Origin of the sequence: Vibrio cionasavignyae (assembly GCF_050337155.1) — a bacterium.
Lineage (GTDB): Bacteria > Pseudomonadota > Gammaproteobacteria > Enterobacterales > Vibrionaceae > Vibrio > Vibrio nomapromontoriensis.
Genome location: NZ_JAKJSR010000016.1, coordinates 1 through 18,164 on the forward strand (window position 1 = coordinate 1; position 18,164 = coordinate 18,164).

The window sequence follows — 18,164 nt, forward strand, 5'->3', positions numbered from 1 at the left end:
CCATTGAAATTTTCATTCGGTGCAAAGCTGCATGTTCCATCGTTATTAATGGTGAAGATCCCGTCAGTCCCGTCGTAACTAACACCCACTAATGAAACATCCCCTTCGATATCAGAGGCATTCGACATTAGTTGGTCTTCATTAAATATCAGTGTGTTATCTTCTTCAACGGTATAAGATACCGAGCCAAATACAGGCAAATCGTTGACGGATTCTACGGTTAAATCAATCGCACCATCGGTGACAACCGTTCCATCTGAAACGCCATAACTTAACGGAATGCTGCCGTTAAAGTTTTCATTCGGTGCAAAGGTGTAGGTACCACCACCTAAGTTGGTTAAGACTCCGTCCGTTCCACCGTAGCTAACATGAGCAATCGAAAGCGAATCACCATCAATATCTGAAGCGCTCGCTAATAGATCTTCGGCCGTAAAACTTAGTAGCCCGTCTTCTAAAATGGTGTATTCCATGCCATTGACGACTGCTGCATCATTAACGTTGTCAATTTGGACCTCGAATGTGCTTTGTGTCGTTTCTGAGTCAAACGAATCATCTTGCTGTGACTGTGCGATAGATTGTTGATCGAGGACATTAACTTCAAATTGTTCACTAGCAGTTTGTGTACTTGGTTCTGCTTGAGTAGAAGCGGATGGCGCTGCGCTATTGGACTGACTAAGAGGATCGGTTTGACCTTGTGCACTTTGACCACCAGCGGAGCCAGATTGCTGTGCATCTCCTCCTACCGACTGTGCGCCCGCGCCTACGGGATTTGACTCTGGCGCTTCTGTGCCTTGACCTTGTGCATTCGCTGCCTCGCCTTCAATGACATTTGAGGATTCCGGCTGCGTCTCTGCGTCGGCGCTCTCTGTTCCTTCACCTTGCGGTGCTGACTGCTCTGATTCTTGATCATTGCCACCAGCGGCAGATGGATTGGCGTTAAGCGCTTCATTTATTTCATCAGCAGCATCAGCGGATTCGGCTCCGGTCGCTATGGTGGTCGCGATAGTACTTTGTTGGTTTTGTTGCCCTTGCTGTTGACCGACATTTTCGTCGCCAGTGTCAACTTGTTCTACTGCATCGTTGAGTGGATTATTTTCGTTGTTATCTACCATCACAGCCTCCAAAGCATCTATCTATTGCATATCAATTGCTTCACTAAGATTAGTAAATGAATTCACGATTAGTAGAAAAGTTTGTGCGTCATTAACTCCATGTTTAAGTAACTTTTTAAACAACAACTTGTTTTTTGTGACAAATGTGGGGAACTTACCGAATTTATCTTTGAAAATTATCCAGTTATATCCTTAGCTAGTAGTTAATAGTGATCATAAGCGCAAAGGCGAGCCAAGTTATTCGCTACTTCGGTACGAAAACTTCAGGTCAACGTACGTATTTACTTAACCTTTAGTTTATTAATGATTTTAAGGTAAATAATGTGAGCAAAAATAGCATAGAAAAACACATCCGCAGTGCCTTGATTCAAAACGCATCAGTCTCTGACAGTGCCTACGTGGATGAAATTAAGATCAAAAGTGCGATGACTTCTGTTCATAAGACTTTGCTATTAACCTTCTTGATTGCTATCGCATTACTGTTGATCGCCTCTCAGGCGCGTATTGATATCGTCGTGTCGTCTCGAGGGGAACTACTTTTAGATTCAGATATTGAGCGAGTTCAACATTTAGAGGGTGGAATACTTGATGAGTTACTTGTTAAGCCTGGCGATGTTGTCTACGAAGGGCAGCCTATCGCTAAATTAAAGTCGTTGGATAGAAACTCCCTACTCTCAACCACTGATTCTGAAATTACCCAATTGGAAATGGATCGACTTCGCTATCAAAGTTTAATCAGCAATACCCAACCTGATTTTTCTAGTTACACCGATTTCCCGCAGTTAGTATCGCTAAATCAACAAGCTTGGCAACAAGAAAGCAGTAAAAACCGCTCAAGTGAAACGTTGATCAAGCACGATATTGAGCATAAGCAAAACTTAGTGCAGTCAATGAAGCGTCGCAAGCAAAGTTCGCTAAATCAACTCAAACTCATTCGCAAACAACTGACAATTAAACAAACCTTATATAAGGAAGAGATGGGTTCGTATGTCGACGTGTTAAATATGCAAGTGCAAGAGTCGAACATGATCCGGGAGATAGAAAATCTCGATGAATCGATCATGAATGAGAGTTTTCAGCTGACGCGTTTAGACAAACAACTTAATGATTTAATCGTTAACCGAAACTCAGAATACCAAGCTCAGATTGTTCAAGCAGAAAAAGAGCTGAGTATTAAACAGATTCAAAGACCTCAACTTTCAGATAAGGTGGATCGATTAATTGTCTATGCACCCGTTGATGGTGTCGTTGACAAAATTCACTTCAACTTCCGTTCTGCGGTCGTTCCTCCGGGTGAGAGTATTGCCGATATAGCGCCACTTGATAACCAATTACACGGTGAAGCAAAAATTCCGAGAAAAGAAATGGGCTTTGTCGAAGTGGGTCAGCAAGTAAAGTTAAAGTTTGATACCTACAACTTTTCAAAATATGGCTTCATTTCTGGAAAAATTGCCTCTATCAGTCGCTCTTCTTATGAAGAAGAAGATGCGGAGTATTATCTTGCCAAAATCATTATTGATGATGATTTCCTTGAAAGATCAGGCACTAAATACAGCTTATCCCCATACATGGAGTTCACAGCAGATATTAAAACGGGTGATCGTCGAGTCATAGAGTACGCTGCAAAACCCGTTATGTCCGCCATTGACGATGCATTTGACGAAAGATAATACGGATGAGAAATAAACTATGAAGCCGAAATATCAAATATATACTTTCCCCGTCATTAAGCTAGGGATCTTGGCTCTGATAATTCTAACCACAATTGGTGTTTGGTTGGGTGCTCGCTTCTATCTTTCTGCGCCCGATCAGCAAGATTTTCAAACACCGCTTATTCAGCAAAGTAAAGTGCTCACACAGCAGTTAGAAGCAACGGTTATTTCACTCGATATTTGTATTCAAGGCGCAAACTGTAACGAAGCTCAAAGTAATCTTAATGGACTAATGAGCGCGCTCACTGAATTTAAGTCTCTCGCCTCTCTTGATAAGTCGCAACTAAGCTTAGTTGGCGCGGTTGAATACAGTCAACTGGAATTAGCGGCGTTAAGATTTTTATCAATTAATGAACGCTCACAATACGATTACCAGCAACTGCGAGAAGCATTAAGTCGAGATTACGTTGAGATTCGTAATCGCTTTGATGACTTGTTCTATGTCGAGCATCAACGAGTCGTCAACGAACTTCGCTCAAACATAGATAAAATGTTTCTGTTGTTTCCTCTTATCGCTGTAATAGCCATTTTTGTCGTATTGGGTGGTTGGTATAGGTTGAAGAAAACGGCAAGGAATCGACACTCAATCAACGAGAGTTTTCTATCGCTATCAAACCGGCTTGATACATTAGATTCGAATCAAGTCGACAATATTCTAAATAACGTGTCGCTTGACCCGATTGAGCGCAACATTTACTCCAAATTACAGACTGTATTTGAAAAGGTCGACCGTCAACAACAAGATGCCGATTTAAATCAACAGCTTTATGGGTTAATTGGCTACGAAATACGTGGCATCACAAGTACGATAAAAGGCGGCATTCAATACCTTGTTCAAGACTCCGAAGACAGTCGAGCAGTATTAGCCAAAGACATCACTTCCGCAGCGGATACGCTCTCCGACCTTGCTGAAAACTACAATAGATTGCTATCTCAAGGCCGAGATAAAAGTAGTACGAGCTTTTCATTTCTCGATATTTTATCTGAATTGACCGTGCATCTTAAAAGCAAACTCCACCGTGAAAGCCGTCTGATCGAATGTGATTTTAACTCTAACCTCCCACGTCATGTCGTTGGCCATCAAACCAGTCTGTTCTGGATTTTGTTTCTAAAGCTCTCTAGCGCAATGCAAATTCAAAATGACAAGCACGTTTTATTTAGAGTTACGTCAAAAAGCGCTGAAAATGTCGATAAGACTCGCGTGACCTTATCCATTACCTTTTTAACACACCTAAATGTCGATCAAAGAAAAATCGATTCTCTACATTGGTCTGAACGCAATGAAACCACCACTTCAAATGATGAATGGACGCTCTCGATACTTAATAACATTAGTTATTTTGATTCCCATTGGTATGAATCAGGCCAACAGCGTCGGTACGAGTTAGAGCTTGATATCGAGGCTCAAGATTTCCAAACATCCAAATCTCAGCAACTTAAACAGCGACATATCGTCGTATGTAGTCAAGGGAAACTCGCTCTTGACCTATTAAGCACCCAATTAACAAGCCATGGTGCCCAAGTGACACTTTGCAACGACCCTAATGAGCTATTTCGTATCACATCTGATTCATCGAATGTCGATGCAATCATCATCTCTGATCTTATAGAAGGTATTCAAATCGAATCCTTTAGTAAAACCTTAGGCTCTAGACTCAAAGCGACTCAAACAAAACTCTTTTTGCTGGCAACTCATGCCGAAGACGTACACGGAGCGTTTGAGTACGTTGACAAGGTGTTCTTTACCCCTGTATTGCCCCATGAGTTTATTCCAAACCTAACAGAAGCACTTGAAGCGGAATCTGTAGAAGAAACACTTGAGAATAGCTCATTCTTAATTGTTGAGGACGATAAGGTTCAACAATTCCTACTAAAACGAATACTAATGAAACAAGAGTACCAAGCGGATACGGTTGGTGATGGTTCTGACGCGGTGGACTGGGTAAGAAACCAACGAGCAGACATCATTTTTATGGACTGTATTATGCCTGGTATGGGCGGTATTGAAGCAACAAAGCGCATTCGTAAGCATGAAAGGGACAGTAATTTAGTCACCCCTTCCACCATCATTGGCGCAACTGCGTTAACGAGTGTGGCAGAGCATAAAGCATGTATAGAGGCGGGTATGGACTACGTCATCAGCAAACCCTACAAAAGCGACGAGATTATCAAGGTGATTAAGAAGTATGTGGCATTTCAAAAGCTTAATTAGTGTGACTTGTGGGTTGATATGCTCATTCCCTGCGGTGTCTTCAACCGTATTAGAAGCGGTGCAAGTCGGTTTGAACAATAATGTCTCACTGATCGCAAGTCGAAAAGGTGTAGAAGAGAGTGCGTACAATATTGACGTGAGTCGCTCGAATTTTCTTCCCACTATATCAGCAGACGTTAAGACAACGTGGAATTCATCGTCCACTCGCCTTAGCGGCATTAGCGACGACGAGAGTTCTTATAATGATCATGGCTATGGTATTTCTTTGAGCCAAACCCTTTTCAATCTCTCGGATATCTATGCTTATGGTACAAGCAAATTAGATCTGTCGATTGAAGAAGTAAAGAACGAAGCGAAAACCCAAGAAATAATTGAGCAAATCACCGCCCAGTATTTTGAGTACTTAAAAAATGGTGCGAAAACGAGAGCAACAAAAGCAGAGCTTGAATCCTCTATGAGCCGATTAACACAGATGAATCGAAATGTGTCACTCGGTAATGTTGCAGCAAGTGAGTTGTATGAAGTTATTGCACAAAAAGAAGGCATCGCCAATCGATTAAGAAGCTTACATAAAGACAAAGAAGTGATTTTGAACCGCTTGTCTTTACTCACCCAGTACCCTCTTATTCCCTCTCAAGACCTAAAGAGTCAAGTTCTCTTAACCGAAATACCATTTGGTAAACAAACAGATTTGCTTGGTCAAGCAATGAAGTTCAACAACGACATTATCTTGTCGCAGAAAACACTGGAACGTAGCTTTAGAACGTTAAAAGAAACGGGGTCAAACTTTACTCCGAACCTATCCGCCAATGCTAGTTATCGACATGAAGACACCAACAATTTTGATCTTTCAGCGAATCCAAATGCTACAGGTATAAGTGATGACCGCTCATTGGGCTTAGTACTTACCGTGCCAATCACAACAGGTGGTTCGGACTATTACGCCTACCAAAAAAACAAGAAAACCATCGAACGTAATGATTTACTTTTAACCGATAGCCAAAATACCGTTAAGAATGACGTAGAAACCTCCATTCTTAACATCAATGATTTTTCTCAATCTGTATTTACCTACGAGACCATCATTAAAGCAAACTACTCGTCTTACAAAGGTATTAAACGCGCGCACAGCTTGGGAACGCGAACTATCACCGACTTGCTTTCAGCTGAGAGTAAATTGTTTAACAGTATTCGCGACTATGAAAGCGCTAAGTATGACTATGTAATTGAGTCCATCAAGCTTGATCGACTTGTCGGTAATCTATCACCACTCAGTGTCGAGAAAATCATGTTAATGATGGATAACGAGTCGACGATTCGTCATCAGGATATTATCCCTGAGCATCTAAAAAATTAGTGGAGACCGTGTCCAATAGAAGGCATGCGTTTGATGATGAGACCTTGATGATAAGAGGTTGAATAGTCAAAGGTGTAAGCATGAATAAGGTTGTTTCGTTCTAGGGTATAAATGAATAGGAAAGCGTAATGAAGACAGAGTATTTCTCACAGAAAATCACATGGATGGATAAGCTTTATCTGATCTTCTCTACGATCATGTCTACCTTGTTCGCGCTCGTTCTTCCTTTTTCTATTCTTATTATTTTTGACCGAGTTTTGCCTAACCAAGCCAAGGATACGTTATTTGTCTTGTTTGCGATTATCCTTATCGCTATCTATCTAGATTACCTATTAAAGAACCAAGAAGAAGTGATTACGACATCTTTGATGAAAAACTTCGAGAGCCGCTTAACGAACAAAGTCTTTCAAGCCATTTGCCTTGCGCAGATCCCACAGTTTAACAAACTAGAACCAGGGCAGTATTTAGAGCGTGTGGCGACTATCCCCGAGTTAAAAAGCTTCTTTGGTGGCGAAGTCGTTCGAGCATCAATAAATGCGATGGTCAGTGTTATCACTATTGTCATCATTACCTTAATTAATGTGGGTGCAGGGTTAACACTTATCGCAGCCTCCGTTCTATTATGGGGTGCATCATTGTCCATCTCTTCACGAAAAGTCACCGCCCTTAGAGAAAAGTCAGAAATTGAAGGGTTAACGAACTCCAAAATCATCGAGATAGTATCTCGTCCGTTAGACAATAAAAGCCGTACGATGGAATACAGGCTAGAGAGTTTAATGACGGAGATGATAAAGACCCGTGAAAATAAAAATATTACCTATGAGAACTTAGAGTCCCAATTTAACTTATCACTTTCACTTATTCAGCAGCTGTCTATCGCTATTGTTGTCGTGCTGCTTGCAATTTCAGTGATTGAGCTAGAAGCAAGTCAGGGGGTGATGGCGGCTATTATTATGCTAACTAACCGATATTTCGGACCTTATCAGCAAATAATGCGCACAATAGGTCGTTGGAAGACAAATAAAATGCAGATCACAGACATGGCAGAGATATTATCGCTTCAACATCATGATACTGACTGTCAGGAAGCGTCTAGCCATACCGCTCAACATAAACTGGCCACCCCAACAACAGATGCTCCGAGCGAGCTTAGCCATGAACAGGGACAGCTTAAAGGTACGAGCACTAGCCATTTTCTAAAGACTTCCACCCTCCCCGACACTAAAAACATTGAAGTGCAACTTGATAGTAACCAGCGAATTCTTTTCCAAAAAGGACAGCCTATCATTTTGAAGGGTCGTTCCGGCACCGGTAAAAGCCATTTAACGCGATGCTTAACACGCGATACTCAATGTGAACGAACCGTCATCCGTCTCGGAGACACGGAAATCAACACGTTGCACTACCAATCTTGGCGAGATAGCGTACACAGAATAGACAAAAACAGTAGCTTCGTTGAAGGCTCTCTTATCGATAACTTAACGTGCTTTCGCCCCGTGTTAAATGGGGCTGCTTTCACCCTGTGCAAAGGCCTGTCTATCAAAAATGAGATTGACGCACTGGAGTCTGGGTTTTATACCCAGCTAAAAGGAAACAATACCATTCCCCTCTCAAGACAAGTGCAATATGCGTTACTTATTATTCGAGCAATGTTGTGCCAGAAAAACGTGTTGGTATTAGATGACATTGATAGTGTTTATGACCAAGAATTTGCCACACGGGTTGTGTCGATGCTCGTGCCTAAAGCGACATCACAGTTCCTCATTATCATCAGTAACAAAATCAATCATGAAGCCCTTGGCGTAAAGTCCATTAAGCTAACGAAGGAGTTTGCGAGCTAATGACGATACTCATCGATTTTAATAATGTCGCGCAACGACTCAAAGACTTTGAATCTGAGGGGTTTGAACATCGCTATGCCGAATCCCCCCTATTACGTGGTCTCGCCTACACTCTGATCTCTTTGGAGTGGGAAGGAACGCCTGAGATTTTATCAGACGCATTTACTCCAGGTGAAGTGGATCAAAACGGATTTGAACTCACCCTCTCACGGCTTGGTTATCAATGCCGCACCACCCATTATGTAAGCTCATTAGATTTAGCGGATAAAGATATTCACTATCCATGCTTTATTGAGCTAGAGAGGTTCTCTGCCATATTAATGTCGGTAGACAACGGCGAAGGTGTCTTGTTCGACTATCGTAATAACAATACCGTAACGGTATCACTTGTTGACGTAGAGTTTGCGCTCACTGTGGTGTCAGAATACTCCAAACTTTTCCGTGAGCCACCGCCAGAATCGCAGGATAAATCCAATTGGATTAAATACGCCTTTTATCGTTACAACAATGAGTTCAAGAGCCTCATCTTCCTGTCTCTCGTAATTAATATACTGAGCGCACTGCAGCCATTCTTCATCATGGGGGTCTATAATTTCGCCCTCTCTTCAAGCTCTATCTCCACCTTGTACTGGCTCACATCGTTTGCTGTTTTTTTGGCATTTTCTGAGTATATATTCCGAAGAGTAAGAATGAAGGTGCTCGCCACGTCAGGGCAAGACCTCGCCGTTCACATATCACGTAACGTTATCGCTAAACTACTTTGGCTCCCTTACTCGATGACGTCATCTGCTGGCGTTTCCTCGCAGATGGCTCGACTTAAAGATATCGACCAATTTCGTAAGCTTGTAACGGCAGAATCCACACTGAGTTATTTTGATCTTCCGTTTATCGTACTTTTTATCGTCGCAATCACTGTCTTATCTGGTTATGCCGCGCTGACGGTATTAGTGGGCATTTTATTAATGATTGTATTTTGTCTCTACTCTCGTTATCTCTATACCCAAGCAACATCAAAAAGCTCTAGAGCCAATGCTATGGTGTCTTATCAATGGAATGAATTATTAAGGGGCATCACAACGCTACAAGGCTTGCCTTTGCTTAGGATCATTCAGTCTCGATTTAAAGCCGCTCATGAACAAAGTTCTTCTGATGCTGCGTTTGTTTCAACGACAAATAGCAAAATACAAGCGATGGGTGGCGGATTGATTCAAGCTATCGGAACCGCCGCTATTGTTACGGCGGTAATCAGTGTAATGGATGGGACGACAAACGCAGGCGCGATGTTAGCGACGGTAATTTTAGTTTGGAAAGCTCTGGGTCCGATCATGGGGATCTATAACTCATTAGCTAAAGTTAAAACCATTCAATCTTCTACTGCCCAAATCAACGCACTAATGTCGTTGGACGATGATAAGTCATCCATCGAAAAAAGCCCCCCGATCCGACAGTTTGAAGGCCAGGTATCGGTTAACGGACTAGTACATCGCTATCAAGGTGCCGCTACTGGGTTAACGAACCTAAGCTTTAAGATCGCTCCGGGCAATAAGGTTGCCATTTCAGGCCCTGCGGGGAGTGGAAAAACGACATTATTAATGTTGTTAACAGGACTAGAGCCCCGCTATCAAGGTGCAATTCTTCTTGATGGTCACAACATTAAGCAATTTAACAACTTTCGTTATCGTAAAGGGATCAACTATATACCTTTTGATCTTCATCTTTATGAAGGGTCGATTGAATCGAACTATATTCTGCACAACGGCGTAATCTCAAAAGAACAAATGTCTCAGTCTTTTGCACTATTAGGGCTGGATAAGGTTTTCCCTGAAGGCTTAGGAACGATGATTAGCGCTGACTTTTTAGCAAACCTTCCCTCTGGTTTGATGCAAAGGCTACGCCTTGCGATTGGGCTCGCTGACACAAGCCAAAATGTTATCGTAATTGATGAACCTCTAGTGGGGGTGGAAAGTGAACATGTTACGTACATTAAGCAGCTTTTTGCGGGAATACTTCGTCATAAAACTGTCATTTTCACCACGGTCGATCCCGCACTTATTTCTAGCTCGACGCACTGCTTGTTGCTGGAAAAAGACGGTGCACAAAAGTATTTCGGTGCACCTGATAAAGTGATGAATGCGATGGGGCAAAATTGAGGAGAAACATATTACTGCAGCGAATCATCTTAACAAAGGGCGACTAAAGGAAGAGCCAGCAAATGACGACTCGTCATTTGAGCTTTTATGCGTGCCTTGTATTACAGGTTGATGCTGCTCACTATTTCAGCGTTATTTTAACGGTATCGTTCTCTTGGTTAGTGATAATAATATCCATTGGAATTTGCGTTTCGGTTATTTCACTATTGTTGGTTAGTAATACATCACTCCCATCCACAACTGAGGCTTTAACTGTTAATTCTTCTGGTTTTGTGAGCGTTAGCGTATTTGTTGAATCTTGATACATAAAAACCACTAATTTCTCTTGTATTTTCACCTCACATCCGGCTGAAAACTCGCAGCTCTGCGTATTCGACGCTTCGTGCGTTACCGTTCTGTACGTAAATGCGGCAATTAACACCATCATCATGATGATAATTTGACCAAGCCTACCTTTTGTTAATTTTTCAGCTGCCATTATGGGCGTACTCCGTGTAACAAACTTCAAAGTTTTGAAATAAATGGACATAAACCAGACCAAGAGTAAGGTTACTACCCTGTTCTTAAATTGTTAATTGCAGTATTATTGTCGCTTGAAAATGCTACTTTTTGTTAAAACCTACAAGGGAAGTAACGTTTTGAAAAAGCGTTAGTTCTATTGCGCGTTTGGGTAGCATTACGACATGAGTCGTGTTGGAAGTAAAGTATAGTTAATTATAAATTGGAAGCATGTTAATGAGCCAGGAAAAGCAGCTTGAACAAGTTTACAACTATACCGTAGTACGCCAGTTCACTTTAGTGACCATTCTCTGGGGTATTGTTGGTATGGCGGTAGGCGTTTTAATTGCCGCTCAATTAGTTTGGCCACAGCTCAACTTTGATACGCCGTGGTTGACGTATAGCCGTTTACGTCCGTTACATACTAATGCGGTAATTTTTGCATTTGGTACCAGTGCTCTGTTTGCAACGTCTTATTACGTTGTACAGCGTACCTGTCAAACTAGATTATTTGGAGGACCTCTTGTCCCATTCACTTTTTGGGGATGGCAAGCAATCATTTTAGCTGCTGCTATTACTCTACCTTTGGGTTATACCTCAGGTAAAGAATACGCAGAGTTAGAGTGGCCTATCGATATCGCCATCGCTATTGTGTGGGTGTCTTACGCGATCGTCTTCTTTGGAACACTTATAAAGCGTAAAACTTCACATATCTATGTCGCTAACTGGTTCTTCGGTGCATTTATTATCACCGTTGCCGTCCTGCACATAGTGAATAGTTTGGCTGTACCTGTCTCATTAGGTAAGTCTTATTCCGCTTATTCCGGAGCCGTCGATGCCATGGTGCAATGGTGGTATGGACACAATGCAGTAGGTTTCCTTCTTACTGCTGGTTTCTTGGGAATGATGTACTACTTCGTACCTAAGCAAGCAGAACGTCCGGTTTACTCTTACCGTCTATCTATTGTTCACTTTTGGGCATTGGTTTCGTTGTATATCTGGGCTGGTCCTCACCACCTACATTACACAGCGCTTCCAGACTGGACACAATCACTTGGTATGGTGATGTCATTGGTTCTATTCGCTCCATCTTGGGGTGGCATGATCAACGGTATTATGACGCTATCTGGTGCTTGGCATAAACTTCGTTATGACCCGATTCTACGCTTCTTGGTTGTCTCGCTATCTTTCTATGGTATGTCGACATTCGAAGGCCCGATGATGGCAATCAAAACGGTTAACGCCCTATCGCATTATACCGACTGGACCATTGGTCACGTACACTCGGGCGCATTAGGTTGGGTAGCAATGGTCTCTATTGGTGCCGTATATCACTTGATTCCAAAACTATTTGGTCAAGAGCGTATGTACTCTGTAGGTCTTATTAACACTCACTTCTGGTTGGCAACAATCGGTACTGTACTTTACATCGTTGCGATGTGGATTTCAGGTGTGATGCAAGGTCTAATGTGGCGTGCAGTTAACTCAGACGGCACGCTAACGTACAGCTTTGTGGAATCTGTTCAAGCCTCTTACCCGTTCTATACAGTTCGTTTCATTGGTGGTTTGATTTTCCTTTCGGGTATGTTCCTGTTGGCTTACAACGCATACAAAACGATTACGGCAGAGAAAGGTAGCCTTAAAGCTATCCCTCAATCGGCATAAGGAGATTAGAGAATGAGCTCAAATTCGAAAAATCGCCATGAAATCGTTGAACGCAACGTAGGCTTACTGGCTATTTTGATTGTTTTCGCTATTAGTTTAGGGGCTCTCGTAGAGATTGTTCCGCTAATGTTCCAAAAGCAAACAACAGAACCTGTGAAGAACTTACGTGTTTACAGCGCATTAGAGATGGAAGGTCGCGATATTTACATCCGTGAAGGTTGTAATGTATGTCACAGCCAAATGATTCGCCCGTTCCGTTCAGAAACAGAGCGCTACGGTCACTACTCTGTTGCTGGTGAAAGCGTTTGGGAGCACCCTTTCCTTTGGGGTTCAAAACGTACTGGACCTGATCTTGCCCGTGTTGGCGATCGTTATTCTGATGAATGGCATCGTGTTCACTTGATCGATCCACGTGAACTGGTACCAGAATCCAATATGCCAGGCTTCCCTTGGTTGGCGGAAAACGAGTTGGATGGCAAATTGACACAGAAGAAACTGGAAATCTTCCGTAATCAATTTGGTGTTCCGTACACGGACGAGCAAATTGCGAGTGCTGAGAGTGATGTTAAAGGTAAGACAGAGATGGATGCCATCATTGCTTATCTTCAGTCTCTTGGCCACGCAATGAAATAAGGAGGAAATTATGGATATCGGTACTATTCACAGTATTTGGACCGTAGTTTTGTTTGGTTGTTTTATTGGTATTGTTTGGTGGGCTTACGGTAAAAACCGTAAAAGCCGGTTTGATGAAGCAGCAAACCTAGTATTTGCTGATGAACAACCAACTACCTCCGAAAAAGAAGGAGTGAGTAAATAATGACTACATTTTGGAGTCTATTCATTATTGTCATCACTATCGGTACGTTGCTTGGTTGTGCAGCCCTGCTTGTTTGGTGTCTACGTGACAAAATGGGCGTGGAAGAAGGTGCAGACATGGGCCACGAATACGATGGTATTCGCGAGCTTAACAACCCACTACCGAAATGGTGGACATACTTGTTCATCGGTACATTTGTTTTTTCTGCAATTTACTTGGCACTATACCCAGGTCTCGGTAACTTCAAAGGCCTTTTAGGCTGGACAAGTTCAGACCAAACGGTGCAGTCAATTGAAGAGTCAAGATCATCGGTCGCGGCATCAACAGCAAATAAGCAGTTGGATCAGTACGCTAAAGAGCTTGGCGATGCAGAAACCTACTTCGGTGAAGCATTTAACCGTTTAGCAAAAACATCTGATGGCGGTCTACGCCCTATTCCTGAAATTGCGGCAGACAGCGAAGCGATCAAGGTTGGCCAACGTTTGTTCTTGCAAAACTGTTCTCAGTGTCATGGTTCGTCGGCTCGTGGTCAGAAAGGTTTCCCTAACCTAACCGACAACGCGTGGTTGTATGGCGGAGAGCCTCAGGCTATCGTGACCACTATTATGCATGGTCGTATTGGTCAGATGCCGGGCTGGAAGGACGCATTAGGCGAAGATGGTGTTCGCGAAGTGGTTAGCTATACTCTCAGCTTATCTGGGCGTAAAGTTAACGCTCGTGAAGCAGAAGCGGGTAAATCACGCTTCGTCGTTTGCGCCGCTTGTCACGGTACTGATGGTAAGGGTAACCCAGCCGTCGGAGCACCAGACTTAACCGATCAAGATTGGTTATTTGGCGACTCTCGTGCGGACGTGACTGAAACTGTAATGAACGGTCGTTCGGGCGTAATGCCAGCTTGGAAAGACATTTTAGGTGAAGAAAAAGTTCAACTTGTTTCTGCCTATGTCTGGAGCCTAAGCAATTCTGAAAAATAAGTAACATTTCAATAACAGCCCCTTGTAAGGGGCTGTCTTTTCTAGATAATTTATAACCTCTTTCTTAGTCAGCTGTTGAGAACTTTTTTATGGTAAAGCCTTGGTATAAACAATTCTGGCCGTGGTTTCTAATCGCGCTGCCACTCTCTGTTGTTGTTGGTACGCTATATGTGGTACTGATTTTTTCCCAAAACTCTGTCGATCTGGTCGCTGAGGATTACTATAAAAAAGGCAAAGGGATTAACGTCGACATCACTAAAGTAAATGTCGCCCGTGATCTCAAACTTAACGCTTCTATCTCTTCTGATAAAAACGTCGTTATTATTGCTTTCGAAAAGGGGGAATTGGACCATTTTCCCGCGTTAACCACCACGTTTACACATCGTACTTTACCAGACCAAGATTTTGAAAAACTGTTGACGGCAGATGCTAAAGGCACCTACCGACTAACACTTGATCACGACATGCAGGGTCCTTGGTTTGTTGAACTACAACCACATAATAAAGCGTGGATGATTCAAGGCCGTGTTACCTTCCCTTCCTCTGATCCAGTATTAATAGACTAACTATGTGTAAATCGTGTTATCACTGCGGTGAAGAAGTACCAGTCAACACGAATTTTTGCGTACACATTCTCGACGAAGATCGGGACATGTGCTGCCCCGGCTGTGAGAGTGTGGCGCAAACCATCGTTGATAGTGGCTTGGTGTCGTATTACCAATACCGTACCGCACCAGCGGAAAAAGCCGATTTGGTACCTGAACAATTAAAAGCGCTCATTCATTACGACAATGAAGACATACAGGGTGAGTTTGTTCGTAGCCAAGAAAATGAAAAAGAAGTGACCCTCTCTATCGAAGGTGTTTCATGCGCTGCGTGCGCGTGGCTTATAGAAAAACGAATGGCGACTGAACCTGGTATGATTTCCATTCGTGTCAACACCACCACCAATCGTGCGATTTTGAAATGGGATAGTACTCAATCCAAACTCAGCACGCTTTTATCTGCGATCCATGAGTTGGGCTACAAAGCCGCGCCATTCGAGGCGGATAAGCAAGAAGCCGCCTATCACCACACAATGAAGCAGTACCTCTATCGACTTGGCATCGCTGGATTAGCGACCATGCAAGTCATGATGTTGGCAGTGGCACTGTATTTAGAAGTATTCGGTAGTTTAGAGCCAGAGTTCAAAAGTTATTTCCGGTGGGTAAGCTTAATATTTGCTACACCTGTTTTACTGTATTCAGCACTACCTTTTTATTTGAATGCTTGGCGAAGCTTAAAAGGAAGAACGCTGGGAATGGATGTTCCCGTCTCTATCGCGCTAATCTTTGCTTATGTCGCAAGCTTAGTGGCAACGGTAACCGAACAAGGAGAAGTATTCTTTGAATCTATTTCAATGTTTACCTTCTTTTTATTGGTTGGTCGTTACCTCGAGATGCGAGCACGACGTAAAGCCGCCGCCGCGAGCGGCAACCTTCTAAAACTCATTCCAGCTATTGCTGTAAAGCTCGATGGAGAACAGATCCCTGTTAAATCATTGCAAGTAGGCGACCAAGTCCGTGTTTTGCCAGGAGAGCATATTCCAGCAGATGGTATTGTTTTGAAAGGGCGAATTCACGTTGATGAATCGATGCTTACGGGTGAGTCTTTGCCTGTAGTCAAACATCAGCACGATACGGTGTATGCAGGTACGTTAAACGGTGACGAAGCGTTTGATCTTGAAGTACGCTGTAGCAAAGCTGACTCAATGATTTCGAGTATTGTGCGATTACAAGATGAAGCGCAGTTGAGCAAACCTAAAATTGCCGAGATAGCCGATATCGTCGCTCGATACTTTGTGGCGATTATTCTTATTATTGCTGCCCTCACTTGGTTTTACTGGCATCAAAGTAAACCAGATGATGCATTCTGGATAATGTTATCCGTTCTAGTTGCAACATGCCCTTGTGCATTATCTCTCGCGACACCGACGGCAATTACATGCTCTAGCTCTCGGATGGGATCGCTGGGTATTCTGTCTCGTCGTGGGCATGTCTTTGAAACCTTGTGTAAAGTTAATCACCTGATTGTTGATAAAACAGGGACGCTTACACATGGCGACATTGAGATCTCGAAGACCACACTATTTGCTGACTACTCCGAAGCAATTGTCCTTTCATTAGCCGCATCATTAGAGAGTCATGCTAACCACCCTATTGCACGCGCCTTTAAAATTTACCATACACAATCGCTAGCGTGTGGAACCAATACTGAAGTAACGCAGGTCGAAAATGTCATTGGGTCAGGGCTCATAGGGCAATGGAATAACAGTCAAGTGAAAATTGGTAATGCTCAGTTTGTATTAGGTCGAGCAGATGATGCCAAAAATACCGTTTACTTGTCGCTAGATGGTCAACATATTGCAAGCTTTAATTACCGGGATCCGATCCGAAAAGAAGCCAAAGATTTCATCGAGAAAATGCATTTAGCAGGTATTAAAACCACCCTTCTTACTGGTGATACATTGACCAATGCAGAACCCGTTGCACAAGAGATTGGTATTACTTCCATTGTGGCGAGTGCGTCCCCGAGTGACAAATTAGCGTTCTTAAATTCGGTGGATGCTAATGATGTTACCTTAATGATTGGTGATGGCATTAACGATGCCCCTACTCTTGCAGGCGCTCATCTCTCTGTCGCTATGGGTGGTGGTACCGATGTGGCTAAAGCATCCGCTGATTTAGTGCTACTAAGCGATCGTTTAGACCGCTTATTGGCAGCGCGTAAGCTCGCTATTCAGACGAGAAAGATTATTAGAGAGAACTTGGCGTGGTCTTTGGGATATAATCTCTTGATCCTTCCTCTTGCCGTAGCTGGGTTAGTCGCGCCATATATTGCTGTTGTCGGTATGTCAGCTAGCTCAATTATCGTAGTTTCTAACTCTTTACGCTTACTAAAAGAAGACCAATAGCATGGAAAGTCTGTATATATTAATCCCTATCGCTATCGTACTTGTCTGCGTAGCGGTTGGTATTTTTCTCTGGGCTGTCAAAAGTGAACAGTTCGAAGATCTAGAGCGTCAAGGGCATAACATTCTGTTTGACGAAGACGTCACTACAGATCACGAATCGAACAAAAAAGAAGAAAACCACCGTGACACTTGATCTTTTAGGGGCCTTTACCATTGGTCTATTAGGGGCGGGGCACTGTATGGGAATGTGCGGTGGTATAGCGTCATTGTTATCTATCGGGCAACCGCATAAAACCCCTACCTTACTCATCATAAACTACAATCTAGGTCGATTGATTAGCTATGTAATGATAGGTAGTGTGGTAGGTGGAATGATTGCAGGGATTGCAACGTTATCTCAATTTAACCACGCGCTTTCGTTTTTACGAATTTTAGCAGCATTGTTCATGATCTTACTTGCGCTCTATGTGGGCCGTTGGTGGAATGGTTTGCTGAAAGTGGAAAAGTTGGGGCAAATATTATGGAAGAGCATTTCACCTCTTGCGAACAAGCTCCTTCCTCTTAAACATTCAAGTTATGCAATCCCATTTGGTTTTCTTTGGGGATGGCTTCCTTGTGGACTGGTTTATTCAACACTTACCTGGGCTGCGGTCTCTGGGAGTGCATTCGGTGGTGCTATGACAATGCTTGCATTTGGTTTGGGTACCCTACCCGCTATGCTGTTAGTCGGTAGCAGCGCAGCAAAACTACAATCCCTGCAAAATTCAGTTAAATTTCGCAATATAGCCGCACTTTCTATACTGATATATGGCCTATATACAGGTTATGATGCGGTGACTATTTTTAACGCAAACTAATAGATGATTGTTTTGT

15 protein-coding genes are annotated in these 18,164 nt (G+C 42.9%); 13 read left to right on the forward strand and 2 right to left on the reverse strand.

All coding sequences use genetic code 11. The annotated features are described in order from the left end of the window. A partial coding sequence (locus tag L4D74_RS12555) for a cadherin-like domain-containing protein (protein WP_428752422.1) occupies positions 1-1,112 on the reverse strand: 1,112 nt, incomplete at its 3' end. A 323-nt stretch (positions 1,113-1,435) separates the two neighbouring features. On the opposite strand from L4D74_RS12555, the gene L4D74_RS12560 reads away from it, so the two are divergent. The 5 genes from L4D74_RS12560 to L4D74_RS12580 all read left to right on the forward strand — a co-directional run bounded on the left by L4D74_RS12560 (position 1,436) and on the right by L4D74_RS12580 (position 10,384). Then, positions 1,436-2,782, forward strand: coding sequence for an HlyD family type I secretion periplasmic adaptor subunit (locus L4D74_RS12560; protein WP_428752423.1), 1,347 nt, complete (start codon positions 1,436-1,438; stop codon positions 2,780-2,782). Between the two features lie 19 nt (positions 2,783-2,801). Continuing rightward, positions 2,802-5,036, forward strand: a complete 2,235-nt coding sequence (locus L4D74_RS12565; RefSeq protein ID WP_428752424.1) for a response regulator — start codon at positions 2,802-2,804, stop codon at positions 5,034-5,036. Then, positions 5,011-6,393, forward strand: a complete 1,383-nt coding sequence (locus L4D74_RS12570) for a TolC family protein (protein WP_428752425.1) — start codon at positions 5,011-5,013, stop codon at positions 6,391-6,393. Before L4D74_RS12565 ends, L4D74_RS12570 begins: the two co-directional genes overlap by 26 nt. 128 nt (positions 6,394-6,521) lie before the next feature. After that, positions 6,522-8,234: an ATP-binding cassette domain-containing protein gene (locus L4D74_RS12575; RefSeq protein WP_428752426.1), complete on the forward strand. Its 1,713-nt coding sequence runs from the start codon at positions 6,522-6,524 to the stop codon at positions 8,232-8,234. Next, on the forward strand, positions 8,234-10,384 hold the full coding sequence (locus L4D74_RS12580) for an ATP-binding cassette domain-containing protein (RefSeq protein WP_428752427.1): 2,151 nt from the start codon (positions 8,234-8,236) through the stop codon (positions 10,382-10,384). Before L4D74_RS12575 ends, L4D74_RS12580 begins: the two co-directional genes overlap by 1 nt. A gap of 121 nt (positions 10,385-10,505) precedes the next feature. On the opposite strand, the gene L4D74_RS12585 is transcribed toward L4D74_RS12580, so the two are convergent. Next, complete coding sequence (locus L4D74_RS12585) at positions 10,506-10,862, reverse strand: hypothetical protein (protein WP_428752428.1); 357 nt, start codon at positions 10,860-10,862, stop codon at positions 10,506-10,508. Between the two features lie 257 nt (positions 10,863-11,119). Here L4D74_RS12585 and ccoN point away from each other — a divergent pair, with 257 nt between their 5' ends. The 8 genes from ccoN to L4D74_RS12625 all read left to right on the forward strand — a co-directional run bounded on the left by ccoN (position 11,120) and on the right by L4D74_RS12625 (position 18,148). Then, positions 11,120-12,547 carry a cytochrome-c oxidase, cbb3-type subunit I gene (gene ccoN / locus L4D74_RS12590; RefSeq protein WP_250619107.1) on the forward strand — a complete coding sequence of 476 codons (1,428 nt, stop codon included), beginning with the start codon at positions 11,120-11,122 and terminating at the stop codon, positions 12,545-12,547. Between the two features lie 12 nt (positions 12,548-12,559). Continuing rightward, positions 12,560-13,180, forward strand: a complete 621-nt coding sequence (ccoO, locus tag L4D74_RS12595; protein ID WP_250619106.1) for a cytochrome-c oxidase, cbb3-type subunit II — start codon at positions 12,560-12,562, stop codon at positions 13,178-13,180. Positions 13,181-13,190: 10 nt separating this feature from the next. Continuing rightward, a complete protein-coding gene (locus L4D74_RS12600) occupies positions 13,191-13,364 on the forward strand; it encodes a cbb3-type cytochrome oxidase subunit 3 (RefSeq protein ID WP_428752429.1) in 174 nt (57 codons plus the stop codon). Beyond that, positions 13,364-14,338 (forward strand): cytochrome-c oxidase, cbb3-type subunit III, encoded by a 975-nt coding sequence (ccoP, locus tag L4D74_RS12605; protein ID WP_428752430.1) that lies wholly within the window; start codon positions 13,364-13,366, stop codon positions 14,336-14,338. The genes L4D74_RS12600 and ccoP overlap by 1 nt, the downstream gene beginning before the upstream one ends. Positions 14,339-14,427: 89 nt before the next feature. Beyond that, positions 14,428-14,904, forward strand: coding sequence for a FixH family protein (locus tag L4D74_RS12610; RefSeq protein WP_428752431.1), 477 nt, complete (start codon positions 14,428-14,430; stop codon positions 14,902-14,904). 2 nt (positions 14,905-14,906) lie between these two features. Beyond that, entirely contained in the window at positions 14,907-17,291 is a 2,385-nt protein-coding gene (locus L4D74_RS12615) for a heavy metal translocating P-type ATPase (protein WP_428752432.1), read from the forward strand. A gap of 1 nt (position 17,292) precedes the next feature. Beyond that, entirely contained in the window at positions 17,293-17,484 is a 192-nt protein-coding gene (gene ccoS / locus L4D74_RS12620) for a cbb3-type cytochrome oxidase assembly protein CcoS (protein ID WP_428752433.1), read from the forward strand. Beyond that, positions 17,474-18,148, forward strand: coding sequence for a sulfite exporter TauE/SafE family protein (locus L4D74_RS12625; protein ID WP_428752434.1), 675 nt, complete (start codon positions 17,474-17,476; stop codon positions 18,146-18,148). Before ccoS ends, L4D74_RS12625 begins: the two co-directional genes overlap by 11 nt. The last annotated feature ends 16 nt before the right edge of the window (positions 18,149-18,164 follow it).